Source organism: Candidatus Avedoeria danica (assembly GCA_016703025.1).
Taxonomy (GTDB): domain Bacteria; phylum Chloroflexota; class Anaerolineae; order Epilineales; family Epilineaceae; genus Avedoeria; species Avedoeria danica.
In genome coordinates, this window is the sequence record JADJCV010000005.1 from 296,947 (window position 1) to 315,290 (window position 18,344).

Here is an 18,344-nt window from a genome sequence, read left to right on the forward strand (position 1 = left end):
CCCTCTAGCCCGCCGAGGCGGGCTTTGTCACGAACGAGCCCGGGGCTTGAGCCCCGGGTGCCGACTACCGGTCGCCTTCCCCTCCGTGCGACATCCGATCGCCGTACACCTCAGGCATCGTCCCGTCCGCCGCCGTCACGTTGAACTGGAACATCATCCCTGTCTCGAGGTGCTCGGCGATGTGGCAATGGACCATCCAGGCGCCGGGGTTCGTGACGTCCATCACGAGGTCGACGGTCTCGCCGATCGGCACGAGGACGGTGTCCTTCCAGACGAGGTCGCGGTTCGGCTGCCCGTTGCGGGCCACGACGACGAAGCGCTGGCCGTGGATGTGGATCGGGTGCTGCATCGGATGGACGCTGTCGGGCAGGTTGCGGATCCGGATCTTGACGACGTCGCCGACGGTGAAGCTGTAGGCCAGCGCCTCGTTCTCCGCGCCGCTGGCCGCATCGCGCAGCACCCAGCGCGTCTCGGCCGCCGTGGACTGGCGGTTGGCCGCCAGCATGTCGTCCTCCCACTCCACGCTGTGCCCGGCGTCGCCGTGGCCATCGCCGATGTCGCCGTCGCCGTTGTCGGCATCACCGTGTCCGTCCGCGTCCGACTCGACGTCCACCTCGCCGTCGCCATCGTCGGTCGCGTCGGCGGCGTCCGATCCCGCGGTCGCCGCCGTGAGCAGGCTCGGCATGTCGATGTCGAGCTCGAGCTCGACGTCCGGCTCGGCGAACGCGAACCCGAGGTAGTCGCGCATGTCCATCACGATGTCCGTGTTCACGCGCTCGGCATCGAACGCGCGCCGGGCCACGGAGTCGAGCGTCCCGCTCGCCGGCGCAACCGCCACCGTTCCGAGCGCGTACGTGCGATCCGGCGTCTCGTGCACGAGCGTCGCCGTGCCTGATCGGTCGAACAGAACCTCGACGATCGCCCGCTCGGCCGGGGCGATCAGGACGCGATCCATGTAGACGTCCGCGGTGAACTTGCCGAGGTCGCCGCCGACGCGCTTCATCCGCGCGCCGTCGAAACCGAAGCTGTACGGCCGGACGTTGGCCGTGTTCACGACGAAGAAGCGCACGACCTCGCCCTGACGGACGTCGAGGCGGTAGTCGTCACGGCCGTTGACGAGCATCGTGTTGCCGAAGCGGCCCATGACGGTGAAGCTGGCCTCCGGGCCGCCGAACGGGACGAGCCGGCCGTCTTCGATCAGGAGGTCGTCGAGGACGATGACCTCTTCGCGGTCGACCGGATTGAAGTAGTCGGGGTCGGTCGGCGTGACGACGATGATGCCGTACATCCCGCCGTCCTGTTGGATGTCCTCGCGGACGTGCGGGTGGTACCAGTAGACGCCCGGGTCCGGGAAGGCGAGGGTGTAGCCGTACGCACCGCCCGGCTGCACGGCCGGCTGCGTCACGCCCGGCACGCCGTCGTCCTTGTTCGCGTGGCGCAGGCCGTGCCAATGGACGGTCGTCGGCATGTCGATGCGGTTCGTGAAGTCGACCGACACCTGGCTGCCCTGCGCCACCCGCAGGATCGGCCCGCCGACCTCGCCGTTGTAGCCGTAGCCCGGGAACGGGCGGCCGCCGATCGTACGCGTGATGACGGTGGCGGCCATCGCAAGCCGGGCGCCGTCGGCCAAGTCGAACGTCGTCACCGGCAGCTGCGCCTCGCGGGCGATGCCGGGTACTTGGCTGCCCGGCAGGATCGTCGACCGGTCGGCCGTCCGCGTCGCGTCGTCGCCCGTCGCCCCACCCTGCGCGCGGATCTCATCCGCCAGCCGTTGGATGTCCGCCTCGTTGCAGCGGCCCATGATGATCCCGAACATCGCGTGGCACGCGGCGTCCTTCATCGCGTTCGGGTCGAAGGTGATCCCGTCGCCCAGGTCGCGGATGCCGGCGGGCGACGTCGCATCCGTGCCGGCGGGTGCCGTGCCACCCGGTGACGACGCGCCTGCCGCGCCGGCGCCCTTCTTCGGCAGCTCGACGACCCCCTTGCCGCCCTTGGCGCGAACGATGTCCGCCAGGAGCGCCAAGTCCTCGTCCGTGCACGTGCCCATGAGCGTCGTGCCCATGCCGTGGCACGGGAAGTCGGCCATCTGGTTCGGGTCGAACACGATCGGGCCGAGGGTGCCGGTGGCAGCGGCCACGACGCGGGTCGGGGCGGGATCGACGGACGCCGCGGGGGTTGCGGTCCGCGGCGACGTGCAGCCGACGAGCGCCAGTGTCGCGCACGTCGCCGCCAACGCACCAAGGGCACGCCAAGTGCGGCGCGGGCGAAGTTCGTGATGCGGGCGATGATCGTCCGGTGCGGCGGGATGCATGGACATGAGGGTGTTGGCCTCGCGGTAATCGTTCCGTGGGTCCGTCAACCGCGATGCGCGCGGCTGGGGGTTTGCTTGACCCCTCCCCCCAGGGGGGGATACTAACACGGTCGAACTCTAGCCAATCGCGGCCGCGACTGTCAACCACGCGGCCGCATCCGACGGTGGAGACAGCCATGACCGCTGGGCACGGCCCGCCCGCAGCGCACACCCACCACGACATGTCCGATCCGCGCATGGCGGCCACCATGGAAGCCGACATGCGCCGCCGCTTCTGGATCGCGCTCGCCCTCGGCATCCCGGCCGTTCTACGAAGCCGCGGTCATGCTGGCCATCTTCCTCCTGTTCGGACACTGGATGGAGATGCGCGCTCGCCGGGGCAGCTCGGACGCGGTGCGCGCGCTGCTCGACCTCGCGCCGCAGCAGGCGGTCGTCGAGCGCGGCGGCCAGCTCGCGACGGTGGCGGTCGACGATGTCGTGGTCGGCGACGTCCTGGTCCTGCGGCCGGGCGACAAGGTGGCCGTCGACGGGGTGGTCCTCGACGGCGCGACGGCCGTCGACGAGTCGATGATCACCGGCGAGTCGCTGCCTGTGGCCAAGGCCGCGGGCGACGCGGTGATCGCGGGCACGATCGGCCAGTCGGGTTCGGTGCGCTATCGGGCCACGAAGGTCGGCGGCGAGACCGCGCTGGCGCAGATCGTGGCGATGGTCCAGCGCGCCCAGAACTCGAAGGCGCCCGCCCAGCGGCTGGCCGATCGGGCGGCGCACTACCTCGTGCTGCTGGCCGTCGGCTCGGGCCTGGCCACGTTCGCGGTCTGGACCTTCGTCGCCCGTGAGCCGCTGCTGCTCGCCTTGACGTTCGCCGTCTCGGCCATCGTCATCGCCTGCCCCGACGCGCTCGGGCTGGCGACGCCGACGGCCGTGATGGTGGCCACCGACATGGGCGCCAAGCGCGGCGTCCTGTTCAAGGAGGCGGTGTCGCTCGAACTCGCGGCCCGCATCCAGGCCGTCATCATCGACAAGACGGGTACGCTGACCGAGGGGCGGCCGCGGGTGACGGACGTCGTGGCGTTGGAGGGCATCAGCGAGGATGAGCTGCTCAGGCTGGAGGCGGCCGCCGAGGTGCGCAGCGGCCACCCGCTGGCCAAGGCGATCCTGGACGAGGCGGAGCGCCGCGGCCTCGTCGTGCCGACCGAGATCGAAGCGTTCGAGTCGATCGCCGGCCTTGGCGTGCGGGCACGGGTGGGCGGTCGCGACGTGCTGGTGGGCACGCTGCGGCTCCTGGAACAGAACGGCATTCCACTGGACGGCCTGCGTGAAGCGGCGGACCGGCTCTTGGCGGAGGGCAAGACGCTCATGCTCGTCGCCGTCGACGGGCAACCTGCCGGCGTCGTCGCCGCCGCCGATCCGATCCGTCCGACCGCGCGCTCAGCCGTCCGGGGTCTGCAGGACCTCGGCATCGACGTCGTCATGATGACGGGCGACAACAAGCACACGGCCGAGGCGGTCGCTCACCAGGTCGGCATCACGCGCGTCCTGGCCGAGGTCCTCCCGGCGGACAAGGCCGGCGAGGTCGAGCGGTTGCAGGCCGAGGGCACGTTCGTGGCGATGGTCGGCGACGGCGTGAACGACGCGCCGGCGCTGGCACAAGCCGACCTCGGCATCGCGATCGGCGCCGGGACGGACGTGGCCGTCGAGGCCGGCGACATCGTCCTCATGCACTCCGACCCAGCCGACATTCTGGCCGCGATCCGACTGTCCAAGGCCACGGTGCGCAAGATGCGCCAGAACCTGTTCTGGGCCGCCATCTACAACGTCGTGGCGATCCCGATCGCGGCCGGATTGCTTTATCGCCCTTTCGGGATCATTCTGCGGCCGGAGTTCGGTGCGCTGGCAATGTCGGCGAGTTCGATCACCGTGGTGAGCAATGCGCTGTTGCTGCGGCGTGTTCGGCTGTAGTCACGGCGATCACAAGGAGGGTCTCGATGAGCTTGACCACCCGGGAGTTCTGGACGCTGGTTCACGGCATGATCCTGGGCTCGCTGTTCCTGTTGGCGTTTGCCGGCGGCCTGGCGGGTCTCTGGAGCCTCCGGCCCGAGTTCGTCACCGCGGCCGGCATGCGGGACCGGTTGCGGCGGCTGGACTGGGGCGTCAGCATCATGGCCGTCGTGGCGTGGCTGACGGTGATCACGGGCACCTGGATCGTCTACCCGTGGTACCGCGCCAAGCCGCCGGAGGGCACCACGGATCTGGCGGCGTTCCCGCGATCGTTCCTGTTGGCCAGCGAAGCCACGGCCGGGTGGCACGAGTTCGGCATGGAATGGAAGGAGCACGTGGCCTGGATGGCGCCGTTCCTGGTGACGTCCGTCGCCTTCATCGTGTGGCGCTATGGCGACCGGCTGTCCACCCGTCCCCGGATCCGCAAGGCCGTGATCACGCTGTTCGTGGCGGGGTTCGCGCTGGCCGCAGTGGCCGGCTTGTTCGGCGCCTTGATCACCAAGTCCGCACCCCTCAAGTGATGGCAGGAGGAACCCCCATGCCCGCGACCACCGATTCCATGACGGACGGCGCAGCGGCCGCCGCGATCCTTGCCGCCGGCATCGGCTCGGCGATGCTCGGCCTGCTGACGACCGGCGCCGAGGCCAGTGCGGCTCTCAAGACGGCGCTCACGCTGAGCACGGGCGTGGGTCCGCTCTCGGGCAAGGTGATCGGAGCGACCGTCGCCTACTTCGCGAGTTGGCTGATCCTGCACTTCCTGTGGCGGGACAAGGACATCAACTTCGGGCGCATGACCACGATCGCCGCCGTGCTGATCGGCATCGGCGTCCTGCTGACGTTCCCGCTCGTCTTCCAGGCGTTCACGCCGCCCGCTTGACGTCACCCCATCGATCGGCCTACTCCGGCCCATCCCGCGGCTTCCGCCCGTCCGCGCCCATCGTCAGCCGCTGCCTGAGTCCCTTGGTCACGAGCCCGGCCACCAGCAGGCCGAGACCGCTGGCGATGACGGCCGGCCGGAGGGAGAAAGCCAGCACGATGCAGGACGCAAGCCCGGCTGCGGCGATCCAACGCGGGACGAGGCGATCGGCCGGCGGCAAGCGTAGAGCGGCGAGGTTCGTGACGGCGTAGTAGAGCAGGATGGTGAAGGCCGCACCGGCGACGATGAACTCCAGGCGGCCGAGAATCGTGACGGCGACGAGGATGGCGCCGGTGAGGAGGACGGCTCGGTCGGGTGTGCCGTGCTGGGCATGGACGTGTCCGAGCGAGCGGGGCAGGTCCTGGCGGCGGGGCATCGCGAACATCATCCGGCTGATGCCCAGCTGCTGGCTCAAGAGCACGCCGAGCATGGCCGTGATGGCGCCGATGGCAACGATCGTCGGAATCCCAGGCACGCCAAGGCTGCGGGCGGCCTGTTCGAGCGGCGCGCTCGTGGCAGCCAATCCGGCGGCGCCGATCGCGCCCACGGCAACGAGCGCCACGGCCGCGTACAGAACGGCCGAGATGCCGAGAGCGAGCACGATGGCCCGCGGGATCGTGCGCCGCGGCTCACGGACTTCTTCGCCCAACGTCGCCAGGCGGGCGTAGCCGGTGAAAGCGAAGAAGATGCCCGCCCCGATGATCGCACCCATGCCGATGGCCGCGGCGCTCACGAGCCCGAGATCCCGGCGCAGCGTCGGCTGGCTTGCCGGCGTGGCGGCTTCAGTGCGATCGGTCGTCCTCATCGTCACTCCACAACGAGCCCGTCGAACGCCTCCACGAACTCGGCTTCCTTGGTCCGCCCGCGCCAGGACTGCACGGTGTTGCCGTCCGCATCCACGAGGAAGAACTGCGGCTGTCCCCTGAAGCCGAGCTGCTCCTTCAACGGCGCGGTGGCGTCATCGTCGATATCAAGGTAGACGAAGTCGATCCGGCCGGCGTACCGATCCTCGAGCCCGTGCACGACGGGCTTCATGGCCTGGCACGAAATTCACCAATGGGCGAAGAACTCGACGAGCTGCGGCCGCCCAGCGGCCAGCGTGACGGCGGCCGGGTCGCTCGGCGTGAAGTCGCGGTTGGGGTCGCGCACTGGCTGTGCCGCCTGCTCGGCTGTCGCCGGAGCGGCGATGTCGCCGGTGGTGGGCAGTGCGCTCACGGCGGTGTCGACGGGCGCATCGGTGGATGCCGGGACCTGCGCGCCCGCAGCCGGCTCGTCGGCCGTCGGCGCGGCGACAGGTGCGCTGCAGCCGGCGGCCACAGCCATCGCCAGCACCAGCAACCAAGGGTGGGGTCGTCGCACAGGGCAACCTCGCTTCGTGTTGGCCGCACAACGAGCGTCGTGGGTCCGCGAACCGAAATCGTACCGACCCCCAATGAGCGCACCGTGAGCGCCCCTACGCGGACGTTTGGCACGGCAGCCGGCGATCATACATCTGGGGCGGGGAACACGGCGTGTGGGTGGGAATTGTACGGCGTGTGGTTACGGCCACCGGATCGTGGGCTGCGCTCATGTCGTTGCCGGCAGCGCGTCGTTCAACGCCGCCAGCGCGCCTAGCCATTCGGCCTCGTCCCACGCACGGCGCGCACGGAACGTAATGCCACGCGTGCCGAACGCACGCGCGCTCGATGCCTGTTGCGCGCCTGCGAAGACGTCGTATCGCGCGACGATCGCGAAATCGACGAAGCCGGCGGCCACGACCGTGGCTTGAAGCTCTGCATCCAGCAGAGCGCCGGCGATTCAGCCAGTCCAGAGGTCGATGTCCCGTTTCGCGTCCTCCGGCACCGGTCGCTCCACCACGATGTCACCCAGCTGCAGCCGACCGCCGGGCTTCAGCACCCGTGCCATCTCACCCAGCGCGGTCAGCTTGTCCGGCATGAGGTTGAGGACCCCGTTCGAGATCACGACGTCCGCCCAGGCATCGCTCACGGGCAGGTCCTCCGCAAGCCCTTCCCGAAATTCCACGTGGGTCATGCCCGCCGTGGCTGCGCCGCCGCGGGCCTTGTCGAGCATCGCCGACGTCATGTCCACGCCGACGACCGCCCCGGACGGCCCCGTCATGTGCGCCGCGATCAGGCTGTCGATGCCGGCACCGCAGCCGATGTCCACAACGTGCTCGCCGGGCGCGATCGGGCCAGCGGCGAATGGGTTGCCGGTGCCGGCAAACGAGACGATGGACGATTCGGGCAATCCCGCGAGCCACGCCTCCTCATAGCCGAGGAGCGCCGCCAGCGGGCGCCCGGTCTGGAAGTGAAAGCCCACCTCCGGCCGAAGCGCGACCACTTCGTACTCCGCGCGGATCGCGCGTCGAAGCTCGTGGGCATCCACGTCAACGGCGGGGGCAACCCCGGCGGGATAGGCGACGCCATGCAGTGCCATGTTGATTCCTCCTTGGTCCACGCGACGTCTGCGCAGGGGCGATGCGAACGCGTCGCCCGCGGGCCATCCGTGCCACGACCGCGCCCATCGCGCTCGCGCGAAGTCGCGCTAGCCGAAGCCCCGATCGCGCTTGCCCGAGGTCATGGCCGACGGAACGAGCAGCCGGTTAAGGCGGTCCAGATGGGTCTCGATCCCCTTCACGGCGGATTCGAGCTCGCGAATCCTGGCCCGACGTTCGACCCCGCCGGGTGCGTCTTCGGCGACTTCGGCCTCGGCGTCGCCGAGCGAGAAGCGAAGCGTGTCTCGCCGCTGTCGCAGCAGGCTCTGCCTCTGGCGAAACACCTCGTTGCGAAACGCCTTGAGCGCCAACCCTTCGTCGCCCCCCGGACCGCTCAGGTTGCGTCGCCGCAGCGTGTCGGCGTAGCGCGCATGGCCCTCGGGAAGCGCATCGAGCCGGTGCTCCGCCGGCGCGTCTGGCGGCGGTGTGCCGTGGGCGGCATAGCGGATGGCCTCGAAGAGGTCTCGCTGGAGCGGGTCGGCGAAGTCGCCTCCGCCGAGGGGCACCTCGTCGGCCGCGCGCAGCGCTTCGTTCAGAGCGGCCAAGCGGCTCGGGGCGGCCAAGAGGAACCCGAGGATGCGGGTGGCGTTGTCGTCAGGCGGGGCGGCGGGCGGCCGAGACGCTTCGGGCATGTTGCCGAGGCCCACGTGATCGTGCATCGGGTCATCGCGGATCGCATGGATCCCGTTTCCGTCAGGATCCGCTGGAGTCGACGGAGCGGCAACGGAGGACGCCGCGTCGGCCCGCGGCGTCGCCGGACCATCGCTGCGGCGCGGCGCGGGCCGCGCGGTGCGCATCCGGGCCACCTGGGTCATCCGCGCCGCCAGCGCCCGCTCGTCCACGCGCAGCTTGTCGGCCAGGCGAGCCATCCAGGCGCTGCGGACGATCGGATCCGGGATGTCGGCGATGACCGGGATGAGGCGCTCGGCGGCGGTCTGCTTGGCGCTCGGGTCGTTCAGGTCCAAGTCCGCGGTCAGCGCATCCAGCAGGTAGCCCAGGACAGGCGCGGCGCCGGCGATCAGGCTTCGCCAGCCTTCGGGGTCGTCGCGGATCACGTCGTCCGGATCTTTGCCCGCCGGCAGCACGGCGACGCGCAGGTCGACCTCCAGCGTGCTGGCGAAGCGGACCGCGCCGCGCGCCGTCGGCACCGGCACGACGTCGCCGGCGGCGGCCTCGCGGATGACGTCGAGGCCGCGCACGGTGGCGGCCTGACCGGCGGCGTCGGCGTCCAGCGCCAGGACGATCCGCTTGGCGAAGCGCTTCAGGAGCGCCACGTGGTGCTCCGTCAGCGCGGTGCCGAGGCTGGCGACGACGTTCGTGAAGCCGGCGGCATGGGCGCGGATCACGTCCGTGTAGCCCTCGACGACGACGGCCTCCTCGGTGTCGCGGATGGTCTGGCGGGCACGGTCGAGGGCGAAGAGCGTGCGGCCCTTGTCGAAGATCGGCGTCTGCGGGCTGTTCAGGTACTTCGGCTGGCTGTCCGCATCCAGCGCCCGCGCGCCGAAGCCGACGGGCTCGCCGCGGACGTTGTGAATCGGGATGACGACGCGGTTGCGGAAGTAGTCGTAGTGGCCGCCGCCGTCGCGCTCGCGCAGCAGGCCGGCGGCGAGCAGATCGTCGTCATGGAAACCTATCGCCCGGAGGTGGTTGCCGGTGGCATCCCAGCTGTCGGGCGCGAAGCCCAGTCGGAAGGACTTGGCGATATCCGTGCCGAAGCCGCGACCGCTCAGGTAGACGCGGGCCGCCTCGGCCTCGGGCGCGCGCAGGAGGAGTCCGTGCCAGTGCTCGGCCGCCGCCAGGACGGCATCGCGCAGCCGTTTCGAACGCTCCACCTGGGCCTTGGCTTCCGGCGTCGCCGGCGAGAGGTCGACGCCGACGCGGCGGGCGAGGAATTCGAGCGCGTCGCGAAACGGCAGGTTCTCGGTGCGCATGATGAAGTCGAACGCATCGCCGCCCGTGCCGCAGGCGCCGAAACAGCGCCACGAACCGCTCTCCGGGAACACGACGAAGCTGGGCGTCCGCTCCTGATGGAATGGACAGCACGCCTTGAACGTCCGCCCCGCCTTCTTGAGCGGCACGCGCTCGCCGATGAGCTCGACGATGTCGATGCGAGCGCGGACTTCGTCGACGGGGTTCATGGGGGGGAGTATAGCGGGGGGAGGGCAGCAGCCGACGGCCTAAGGCCCTCTCTCCCCGACCGAGTTCCGTTATACTCCGCCCCCATGAGCACGCCCCCCAAAGACCCCCTCCGCCCCTTCGACGACGACGCCGCCCTCACCCTCGCCCGCCTCATCCGCGACCACCGCCAAGCCGCCCTCGCCACCCTCAGCGACGGCCGCCCGAGCGTCTCGATGGTCGCGTGCGTGCCGGAGAGCGGCTTCGACGGCTTCCTGCTCCACCTGTCCGACCTGGCCGCCCACAAGCGCCACCTGCGTGCCGACCCGCGCTGCAGCCTGCTCGTATTCGAGCCGGACGACCCTCGGGTCGAGGTCCTCATGCGCAAGCGCGTCTCGCTCGACTGCACGGCGGCGGTGATCGACAAGGCGTCGCCGGCGTATGAGTCGGCCAAGGCGACGTATCTCGCGTCCCTGCCCAAGCACCAGATGATGTTCCAGCTGGGCGATTTCGATCTCGTCCGGCTCGCCCCGACGGGCGGGCTCTTGAACGCCGGCTTCGGGCAGGCGTATCGACTGACGCCGGATGAGCTGGCGATGGCCGCGTTGGCTGCGGCGGAGATGTGAGCGTGTCGCGGCGGGACGTCGGAGTCCTCGCGGTCGTCGGTGTGATCGCGTCCGCCGTGTTCGCATTCGCCCGCGCTTCGACCGCCGCCCCGTCCCACGCCCGCGCCCTCGACACCCCGCCGCCCACGCTGCCGCCGCTCCACCTGCCGATCGCGCTCGACGGCCCGCTGCCCCGCGTCTCGGTGCCCACCGGCCTGCCGCCGACTGCCACGACCGCGCGCACGCCGATCACGCCGATTCCCGCGCCATCCGCCACGCCGACGCTCGCGTCGTCGCCGACAAGCGATGGTCTGCCGCCCACTCCCACCAACGCGCCGACGTCGCCCGCCGCTCCCGCTCGCCCTTGGCCCGACACGGCCGACGGCATCCACGTCTTCAACGACCAGCTCGTCGGCCTCGGCAACCTGAGCGACGCGCAGATCCGCTTCGCGGCATCGCATTACGTCGGCACGCAGAAGATGACGCGGCCGGATGCGGACCGGCTGCGGACCCTCGCGCCGAACTTCCTGATCCTCCACTACCGCCTCGGCACCGGCCTCGGCTACCGCATCGCCGAGGGCGACTGCGCACCGACGGGCGGCTTCATCCAGATCGTCGACGGCGACCGCTGGGTGCAGGAGTGGCCGGGGGACGACGAGGTCCGCACACCGTGGTTCTTCCCGTACGCGAATGCCGACCGCGTCTACTTCTGCGCGTTCGGCTGGTACCTGATGGACGTCGCGAACGACGACTACCGCCGGTGGTGGACGGACGAGGTGCTGCGCCAGTTGGAGGCGAACGACGACGACGCACTGTTCGCCGACTCGGTCTCGGTCCCGAACTACTTCGGTCCGGCCCTGTGGCGCCCCAACCTGCCCGCTATCGACGGGGCGTTCGAGGCGGATTGGACGCGAAAGATCGACGACTGGCTGGCCTACGTCAAGGGCCGCTTCGGCGACCGCTACCTCCTGCTGCCCAACGTCGGCAACTGGGTGACGACGCGCGACCGGACGACGTACGCCGCCGCAGACGGCGTGATGATCGAGGGCTTCGCGTCCTGGGCGCCTGGGCGGCGGTACGCCCTCGGCGACTGGCGATTGCAGATGGACCGCGTGCTCGGGCTGACGACGCAGGGCAAGGTGATCATCGCCCAAGCCTATCCCAAGGGCGACGGGAGCCCGAACGACGTCGACGACCGGATGTTCACGCTCGCGACGTACCTGCTCGTCAAGGGCCGCCGGAGCTACCTCAACCTCGAGACGAGCAGCTACGTGGATTGGTGGCCGGAGTACGAGATCGATCTCGGCCGGTACGTCGACGCGCCGCCGGCGCGTGTGGACGCACTGCTCGAGCGGACCGACGGCCTGTCGCCCGGCCTGTACGTCCGGCGCTACGAACGCGGCATGGTCATCGTGAACCCGAGCGACCAGCCCGTGCCGTTCGATCTCGGGCGAACGATGTGGTCGGCACGGCCCGAGGGCGGGGGCGAGGTGGCGGCGGATGGGGGGACGGAGGGGTGGCGGGTCGTATATTCGCCTGTACAGCGGATCGATTTCGCGCCGGGCGGGGCGGAGGTGTTGTTGTACGAGCCGCAGTGAAGGCCCCGCTGCACCCATTCACCCCCAATCAGCACAATCCCGTTGTGTAGGGGCACGGCATGCCGTGCCCACCTGTTGGATGCGCGACGATCGTCGGAGGTCGTGATGCCCATGCCTGGTCAGGAACGACGTCCTCCGACAATCCCCCGCAGGCCCCACCACCCCGCCACCACGATCAACCCAATCGGCAACCCGACGACGACGAGCCAGATCGCCACCGCCGCCAGCCCCTTCAGCAGCCCGCCGAGCGTCGCGAACGCGTCCTTCGCGATCGGCGCCGGGCTCCACGCCGTGCCGGGCGTCGGCGTCGCGGTGGGGGCTGGCGTCGGGGTGATCGTCGGCGTGCGGGTCGGGGGGACGGGGCCCATGAGGGTGACGGTGAGGGTGGAGTAGGCGGCGCGGCCCGCGAGGTGGGTGGAGCGGCCCTTCAGCTGGGCCAGTTGGCCCTCGATCTCCGTCAGGCGCGCGTTCACGTTCAGCGCTTCCTCGACGGTCTTCGCCTGCGCCAGGAACTCCCGCACGCGCGCCTGCGTGGCCTCGAGGTTCGCGATCCGGCTCTGGATGTCCGTGAACTCCGTCGTCACGTCGACGCCGCTCGTCTGCTCGTGCACCACCGTTCCGATCGCGCGAAGCCTTCCGAGCGCCGCCTCGAAGCTGTCGACCGGCACGGCGAACTTCACGGTGGCGCCGGGTCGCCCGCTGTCGACGCCCTGGTCGGACAGCGTCTCGAGGATGTAGCCGCCGGACTGGACGGCGATCGTGTCGATGCGACTGAGTGCGGCGATCGTGTCTTCGACCTCGATGGCGAGGACGGCGTCCTTGATGATCTTGCGGTTGGGGTCGGAAACGGGGGCGACGAGCGGAGCGTCGGCGGCGGCATCATTGCCGCCGTCCGTGCGAGGGAGCGGTGGTTCCGGGGTGGTCCGGAGCACCTGATCCAGAGCTGCCGCGGTGCTGCTCAAGTCGTAGGGAAGTCCTGGCGTCGCATACGCCTGCGCCACTGGTGCTCCCGCCAATGCGGCGTCTGAACGTTCGGACCTCGCCGACCCGGTGCCTCGTGAGCCGCTGGCCGTCATTATCTTCCACAGCGTCGGCGACTCGCCGTAGCGAAACTCGTCGGCGATGGTACGGCTCGTCAGCGCGGAGATGTTGCCCCCGTCACGGACCTTCGCGAACCACACCTGGGTCGCGACAAACGCGCTGCCGACACTCGGGCTGAAGAGGAAGAACAGCGTGACGGCGGCCGCCAACAACGCGAGCGCGGGCCAGCTTTGGGCGCGTTCAACGAGTGTGTTCCATCGCCGGCCGTTGTTGCGCCGCGCGGCGTTGCGGACGGCAAACCGCTGCCGCTCCGTCAAGCCGCCGACCGGCGCGGCCGCCTCGTGGAAGAACGCGACCGCCAGGTTGTCGGCGATCGCCCGGACGGCGTCCACCTCGGCGGTCAGGGCCGCGTCGCGCGCCAGATCGGCGGCGAGAGCGGCGCGGTCGGCTTCGGGCAGCTCGCCCAGCGCGAAGGCGGTGATCCGGGGGTCGTCGAACGGTGACGTGGGCGGGGGGCCGGGCGTTCGTCGGGTCGTCATCGTCAACCTCCGTTCGCCGCGCCGGCCGCCGTCGCAGGCCGGCCGGTCGATGACGTCGCCGCGCCGCCGTCCTCGCCCTCGCCGGCCGCGACCTCCCGCAGGCGCTTGAGGGCCATGTGCAGCAGGTAGCCGACGTTGGCCACCGACAACCCGGTGACCTGGGCGATCTCGGCGTAGCTCAGCTCGTGCTGGAACTTCAGGCGGACGACCTCCTGCTGGCGGTCGGATAGCGTGGCCAGCAGCGCCAAGAGCCGACCGCGGGTGTCGAGGTTCAGCGCGGCGGCCTCGGGGCCGGGGTCGGCGCTGGGACGTGTGCGTGTGGCGGCATCGGTGAGGGGTGTCATGCGGCGGTCCTTTCGGTAGAGGTCGAACGCCCGGTTGCGGCAGACGGTGAAGAGCCAGAGGTCCACGCGCTCGCCGACGGCGTCGCGGTCGGCCTTGCACAGGCGGAGGAAGGCGTCCTGGACGACGTCGCGCGCCGTGTCGAGGTCGGGCGTGAGGCGGGCGGTGTAGCGGATGAGGGCGTCGGCGTGTTCGTCCATGACGGACGTGATCCATTCGGCGTCGGTGGGGGTGGATGAGGGGCTCGCGTCGGGCGTAAGAGACTCATGGGTCCCATGGGTCGCATGGGTCCCATGTGCTCCGGTTGTCGTCGCGGCTGCGCCCGAGTCGTCGGAGAGCGGCTTGGCGTCAGTGCTCATCGGTCGCCTCCTGAAAGCGTCTGTGCGCGTTGGACAAGGTCGATGAACTCATGCCGCCACCCACCATCGTCGCGGCCGAGGCCGCCCTCCGCCAGGTCGAGGACCATCCGCCAATCCGCGTCGCCGCCGTAGGGCGAGCGGCGCAACAGCATACCGAAGGCCGCGACGGATGCGGCGAACCGCCAGTCGTCGTCGGCGCCCCGCGCGCCCTCGCCGCGGTCGACGAACGGGACGTCGCGCTCGGTGCTCGCGTTGCCGTCCGGCGCCTTCCAGCGGAGCTTCACGACGAGGAGCTCGCCGGACACGCCCCGGGCGGGCGGCGCACCGCGCGTCGTGTCGTCGTCCGAACCTCCCTGGTAGCGCAGCGGCACGCCGTCGGCACCGGGCAGCTCCTGATCGATCGGCACGACCTCGTACAGCGCCGTCACTGTATGCCCCGCCCCGATCTCGCCGCCGTCCTTCGTATCGTCCGCGAAGTCCTCGGCCGCCATCGCCCGGTTCTCGTAGCCGATCAGGCGGTAGCCGGCCACCTGCGCCGGGTTGAACTCCACCTGGATCTTCACGTCCTTGGCGATCGTGACGAGCGTCGCGTCGAGCTCGTCGACGAGCGCCTTCTGGGCCTCGCGCTCGCCGTCGATGTAGGCGTAATGGCCGTTGCCCTTGTCGGCCAGCTGCTCGAGCTTGCCGTCCTGGAGGTTGCCCATCCCAAAGCCGAGGACGGTCAGGAACACACCGGTCTTGGCCTCGGCGGTGATGACCTGGATCAGTTGATCGTCGCTCGTCAAACCGACGTTGAAGTCACCGTCCGTGGCCAGGATCACGCGGTTCGCGCCGCCCTCGATGAAGTTGCGCCGAGCGATCTCATACGCCGTCAGGATCCCGGCCGCCCCGTTCGTCGACCCGCCGGCGCTCAGCCGCCGGATCCCGTCGATGATCGCACCGCGCTCCGACCCGGGCGTCGAGTTCAGCGCGATCCCGGCCTCGCCGGCGTACGTCACGATGGCCACCCGATCGTCCCGCCGCAGCTGCTCGACCATCTCCGTCAGCGCCTGCTGCACGAGCGGCAGCTTGTTGGCGTCGCTCATCGACCCGCTGACGTCCACGAGAAACACCAGGTTCGCCGTCGGCCGCCGATCCGCCTCGACCTCGCGCCCCTTCAAGGCCACCCGCACCAGCCGGTGCTCCGGCGCCCACGGCGCGGGGTGCGCGGCCACATCGACCGCGAACGGCATCTCGTCCCGCGGGCGGGGCGGCTCGTAGTCGTACGGGAAGTAGTTGATCAGCTCCTCGATCCGCACCGCCTCGGCGGGCGGCAGCTGGCCGCCGGTCAGGAAGCGCCGCGCGTTCGCGTAGCTCGCGGTGTCGACGTCGATGCCGAACGTCGAGAGCGGGGCGTCGGTGACCCGCTGGAACGGGTTGTCGACGACGTTGTTGTAGCCCTCGCCGCCGGGTGGGTAGGGTGGGTAGGGGTCGGGGGTGGGGTAGCGCATGGGGGCGAGGGCGGTGGCGTGGAGATCGGGGGGGAGGTTGGGATTGGGCTGGGAGCTCCGATCCTCAGGGGCCGCGGCCGTGTCGTAGAGCCCATCGGACTCGGGCGCGACGCCCGCCGCGAAGTACTCAGCGGTCGGGGCAGCCGACTGTCGCACGCTGGATCGCCCGTTCGGAGCGGCCGCGATGGCGGGAGCCTCAGCGAGTGGAATCGACGCCGCACCCGCGCTGTTCGACGCGTCGCCGGTCATCGCACCCAAGCCGTCGATCGCCTCAGAAGACATCCGTGCTTTGCGGTCGACGTTCTGCGACAGCGCTCCCAACCCCCGAGGTGAGGTGAACAGCATCCCGGCGGCATAGCCCAACGGCAGCACGACCAGCAGCAGCATCGCGACTGCGGCGAGCGACGAGCGAAGGAGATAAGCCGTGCGACTCGGCCCGATCGGCCACCAACGGGGAAGCTTGACCTCGAGCGTTCGATTGCGGCGCTCGGCAGCGCGCCGCACATCGGCCTGCTGCATGTCGGTCAGTCCGGTGACGGCCGTCGTGTCCGCCTCCGCCGCCAGCGCCGCCGTGAGATCAACGGCCATCGCGCGGATCGCGTCGACCTCCGCCGCCAACGCCGCGTCGCCCGCCAACGCCGCCTCGACCGCCGCGCGGCCGTCCGCGAGGTCGTCGGCGTCGAGCTGGCCGAGGGCGTAGGCGGTCAGGCGGGTGTCGTCGGGGGCGAGGGGTGCACGGCTGTTGAGGTCGGTCGGCGGGATCATCGGTGTGTCGTCCATGGGTGTCTTCCTTCTGCCGCGCAACGATGCGGGCGATGTCGGGTGTCCTGTGAACGCACGACGCCCCGGATTTCTTAGAAGCCGTTGCTATCATCGGGGCGTTGTCCGGTCGCCATCCCGGCGACGTCCTCTCGGAAACCGCATCGAAGCCGCATCGAACACACACCGACAACTGCCCGCCGTACCCGCAGGACGGGCGTGATCGCCCGCGCGAAAGGAAGCCGCACCCCATGACCGCACCGACCCTCGTCGACGACTACAAGGTCCGCAACATCGCCCTCGCCGACTTCGGCCGCAAGGAACTCGACATCGCCCAGCACGAGATGCCCGGGCTGATGGAGTGCCGCAAGCGCTACGGGCCGAGCAAGCCGCTGGCGGGCGCGCGGATCACGGGCTCGCTGCATATGACGATCCAGACGGCCGTCCTCATCGAGACGCTCGTCGAACTCGGCGCGGACGTCCGGTGGTCCAGCTGCAATATCTACAGCACGCAGGACCACGCGGCGGCGGCCATCGCCGCGGCGGGCGTGCCCGTGTTCGCATGGAAGGGCGAGACGCTCGACGAGTACTGGTGGTGCCTCGAGCAGTCGCTGAAGTTCCCGAACCCGGCCGGCGGCGAGCCCCTCGGCCCGACGCTGATCGTCGACGACGGCGGCGATGCGACGCTGTTCGCGCACCTCGGCTACCGCGCCGAGAAGGATCCCGGCAGCCTCGACAAGCCCGTCGGGTCGAACGACGAAGAGGCGCTGATGAAGGCCCTCAAGCGCCTGCGCGCCGAGCTGCCGGGCTGGTGGGGGCGTGTGATCCCCGAGATCGTCGGCGTCAGCGAGGAGACGACGACGGGCGTGCACCGGCTGCACCAGATGCTCGAGCGCGGCGAGCTCCTCTTCCCGGCGATCAACGTCAACGACTCCGTCACGAAGAGCAAGTTCGACAACCTGTACGGCTGCCGCGAGTCCCTCGTCGACGGGATCAAGCGGGCGACCGACGTGATGATCGCCGGCAAGACGGCCGTCGTCTGCGGCTTCGGCGACGTCGGCAAGGGTTGCGCCGAGAGCCTGCGCAGCCTGGGGGCCAAGATCATCGTCACCGAGATCGACCCGATCTGCGCGCTGCAGGCTAAGATGGCCGGCTACGACGTCCTGACCATCGAGGACACGCTCGGCACGGCCGACATCTACGTGACGGCCACCGGCTGCAAGGACGTGATCACCGTCGACCAGCTCTCGCGGATGAAGGACCAGGCCATCGTCTGCAACATCGGCCACTTCGACAACGAGATCCAGGTCGAGGCGCTGGACGACTTCCCGGGCGTGACGACGACGATGATCAAGCCCGAGGAGGTCGGCGCCGTCGACAAGTACACCTTCCCGGACGGCCGGAGCATCTACATCCTGGCCAAAGGCCGACTCGTGAACCTCGGCTGCGCCACCGGCCACCCGAGCTTCGTGATGTCCAACAGCTTCACGAACCAGGTCCTCGCCCAGCTCGACCTCTGGCAGAACCGCCGCCCGATCAGCCTCACCGTCCTGCCCAAGCACCTCGACGAGATGGTGGCGCGGATGCACCTGGGCAAGCTCGGCGTGAAGCTGACGACGCTCACCGGGGATCAGGCGTCGTACATGGGGGTGGATGCGCAGGGGCCGTTCAAGGCGGAGGGGTATCGGTATTAGGGGCGGATTCGAGCAGCAGTCGATAGCCACTCGCTGGGCGACGGCCTAAGGCCCTCTCCCCCCGACCCCCTCCCCCAAGTCTG

At 70.1% G+C, this 18,344-nt stretch carries 16 protein-coding genes; 6 read left to right on the forward strand and 10 right to left on the reverse strand.

The window, feature by feature from the left end; genetic code table 11:
- Positions 1-64: 64 nt before the first annotated feature.
- Positions 65-2,317: a multicopper oxidase family protein gene (locus IPG72_15685; GenBank protein ID MBK6770419.1), complete on the reverse strand. Its 2,253-nt coding sequence runs from the start codon at positions 2,315-2,317 to the stop codon at positions 65-67.
- A 318-nt stretch (positions 2,318-2,635) separates the two neighbouring features.
- Here IPG72_15685 and IPG72_15690 point away from each other — a divergent pair, with 318 nt between their 5' ends.
- From IPG72_15690 to IPG72_15700, 3 genes are read left to right on the forward strand one after another with little or no spacing between them, the layout of a single operon-like run.
- A complete protein-coding gene (locus tag IPG72_15690) occupies positions 2,636-4,270 on the forward strand; it encodes a copper-translocating P-type ATPase (GenBank protein MBK6770420.1) in 1,635 nt (544 codons plus the stop codon).
- A 26-nt stretch (positions 4,271-4,296) separates the two neighbouring features.
- Positions 4,297-4,830, forward strand: a complete 534-nt coding sequence (locus IPG72_15695; protein MBK6770421.1) for a hypothetical protein — start codon at positions 4,297-4,299, stop codon at positions 4,828-4,830.
- A 17-nt stretch (positions 4,831-4,847) separates the two neighbouring features.
- Positions 4,848-5,186, forward strand: coding sequence for a hypothetical protein (locus IPG72_15700; GenBank protein MBK6770422.1), 339 nt, complete (start codon positions 4,848-4,850; stop codon positions 5,184-5,186).
- A 19-nt stretch (positions 5,187-5,205) separates the two neighbouring features.
- Here IPG72_15700 and IPG72_15705 read toward each other — a convergent pair whose 3' ends face one another.
- The 6 genes from IPG72_15705 to IPG72_15730 form a co-directional block, all read right to left on the reverse strand.
- On the reverse strand, positions 5,206-6,030 hold the full coding sequence (locus tag IPG72_15705; GenBank protein MBK6770423.1) for an amino acid permease: 825 nt from the start codon (positions 6,028-6,030) through the stop codon (positions 5,206-5,208).
- Positions 6,031-6,032: 2 nt separating this feature from the next.
- Positions 6,033-6,260, reverse strand: coding sequence for a hypothetical protein (locus IPG72_15710; protein ID MBK6770424.1), 228 nt, complete (start codon positions 6,258-6,260; stop codon positions 6,033-6,035).
- A gap of 15 nt (positions 6,261-6,275) precedes the next feature.
- The gene (locus IPG72_15715) at positions 6,276-6,584 is read right to left on the reverse strand and encodes a hypothetical protein (GenBank protein ID MBK6770425.1); all 309 of its coding nucleotides are present in this window, start codon (positions 6,582-6,584) and stop codon (positions 6,276-6,278) included.
- Positions 6,585-6,791: 207 nt separating this feature from the next.
- The gene (locus IPG72_15720; GenBank protein ID MBK6770426.1) at positions 6,792-6,980 is read right to left on the reverse strand and encodes a hypothetical protein; all 189 of its coding nucleotides are present in this window, start codon (positions 6,978-6,980) and stop codon (positions 6,792-6,794) included.
- 42 nt (positions 6,981-7,022) lie between these two features.
- The gene (locus tag IPG72_15725; GenBank protein MBK6770427.1) at positions 7,023-7,661 is read right to left on the reverse strand and encodes a methyltransferase domain-containing protein; all 639 of its coding nucleotides are present in this window, start codon (positions 7,659-7,661) and stop codon (positions 7,023-7,025) included.
- Positions 7,662-7,769: 108 nt separating this feature from the next.
- On the reverse strand, positions 7,770-9,857 hold the full coding sequence (locus tag IPG72_15730) for a DNA primase (GenBank protein ID MBK6770428.1): 2,088 nt from the start codon (positions 9,855-9,857) through the stop codon (positions 7,770-7,772).
- 84 nt (positions 9,858-9,941) lie between these two features.
- On the opposite strand from IPG72_15730, the gene IPG72_15735 reads away from it, so the two are divergent.
- Positions 9,942-10,460 carry a pyridoxamine 5'-phosphate oxidase family protein gene (locus IPG72_15735; GenBank protein MBK6770429.1) on the forward strand — a complete coding sequence of 173 codons (519 nt, stop codon included), beginning with the start codon at positions 9,942-9,944 and terminating at the stop codon, positions 10,458-10,460.
- A 2-nt stretch (positions 10,461-10,462) separates the two neighbouring features.
- On the forward strand, positions 10,463-12,037 hold the full coding sequence (locus IPG72_15740; protein MBK6770430.1) for a hypothetical protein: 1,575 nt from the start codon (positions 10,463-10,465) through the stop codon (positions 12,035-12,037).
- 119 nt (positions 12,038-12,156) lie between these two features.
- On the opposite strand, the gene IPG72_15745 is transcribed toward IPG72_15740, so the two are convergent.
- From IPG72_15745 to IPG72_15755, 3 genes are all read right to left on the reverse strand, one after another.
- Positions 12,157-13,617 carry a DUF4349 domain-containing protein gene (locus IPG72_15745; GenBank protein ID MBK6770431.1) on the reverse strand — a complete coding sequence of 487 codons (1,461 nt, stop codon included), beginning with the start codon at positions 13,615-13,617 and terminating at the stop codon, positions 12,157-12,159.
- Between the two features lie 2 nt (positions 13,618-13,619).
- Entirely contained in the window at positions 13,620-14,159 is a 540-nt protein-coding gene (locus IPG72_15750; protein MBK6770432.1) for a sigma-70 family RNA polymerase sigma factor, read from the reverse strand.
- A 155-nt stretch (positions 14,160-14,314) separates the two neighbouring features.
- Positions 14,315-16,588: a VWA domain-containing protein gene (locus tag IPG72_15755; protein MBK6770433.1), complete on the reverse strand. Its 2,274-nt coding sequence runs from the start codon at positions 16,586-16,588 to the stop codon at positions 14,315-14,317.
- A 230-nt stretch (positions 16,589-16,818) separates the two neighbouring features.
- Between IPG72_15755 and IPG72_15760 the strand changes: the two genes are divergently transcribed.
- Positions 16,819-18,261, forward strand: a complete 1,443-nt coding sequence (locus IPG72_15760; protein MBK6770434.1) for an adenosylhomocysteinase — start codon at positions 16,819-16,821, stop codon at positions 18,259-18,261.
- The last annotated feature ends 83 nt before the right edge of the window (positions 18,262-18,344 follow it).

What these genes read in the sequence shown, in the direction of transcription:
- IPG72_15685 (MBK6770419.1), bottom strand. Translation starts at nt 2,317, where the DNA reads ATGTCCATGCATCCCGCCGCACCGGACGATCATCGCCCGCATCACGAA.
- IPG72_15730 (MBK6770428.1), bottom strand. Translation starts at nt 9,857, where the DNA reads ATGAACCCCGTCGACGAAGTCCGCGCTCGCATCGACATCGTCGAGCTC.
- IPG72_15725 (MBK6770427.1), bottom strand. Translation starts at nt 7,661, where the DNA reads ATGGCACTGCATGGCGTCGCCTATCCCGCCGGGGTTGCCCCCGCCGTT.
- IPG72_15755 (MBK6770433.1), bottom strand. Translation starts at nt 16,588, where the DNA reads ATGGACGACACACCGATGATCCCGCCGACCGACCTCAACAGCCGTGCA.
- IPG72_15705 (MBK6770423.1), bottom strand. Translation starts at nt 6,030, where the DNA reads ATGAGGACGACCGATCGCACTGAAGCCGCCACGCCGGCAAGCCAGCCG.
- IPG72_15750 (MBK6770432.1), bottom strand. Translation starts at nt 14,159, where the DNA reads ATGGACGAACACGCCGACGCCCTCATCCGCTACACCGCCCGCCTCACG.
- IPG72_15695 (MBK6770421.1), top strand. Translation starts at nt 4,297, where the DNA reads ATGAGCTTGACCACCCGGGAGTTCTGGACGCTGGTTCACGGCATGATC.
- IPG72_15710 (MBK6770424.1), bottom strand. Translation starts at nt 6,260, where the DNA reads ATGAAGCCCGTCGTGCACGGGCTCGAGGATCGGTACGCCGGCCGGATC.
- IPG72_15760 (MBK6770434.1), top strand. Translation starts at nt 16,819, where the DNA reads ATGACCGCACCGACCCTCGTCGACGACTACAAGGTCCGCAACATCGCC.
- IPG72_15690 (MBK6770420.1), top strand. Translation starts at nt 2,636, where the DNA reads ATGCTGGCCATCTTCCTCCTGTTCGGACACTGGATGGAGATGCGCGCT.
- IPG72_15700 (MBK6770422.1), top strand. Translation starts at nt 4,848, where the DNA reads ATGCCCGCGACCACCGATTCCATGACGGACGGCGCAGCGGCCGCCGCG.
- IPG72_15735 (MBK6770429.1), top strand. Translation starts at nt 9,942, where the DNA reads ATGAGCACGCCCCCCAAAGACCCCCTCCGCCCCTTCGACGACGACGCC.
- IPG72_15745 (MBK6770431.1), bottom strand. Translation starts at nt 13,617, where the DNA reads ATGACGACCCGACGAACGCCCGGCCCCCCGCCCACGTCACCGTTCGAC.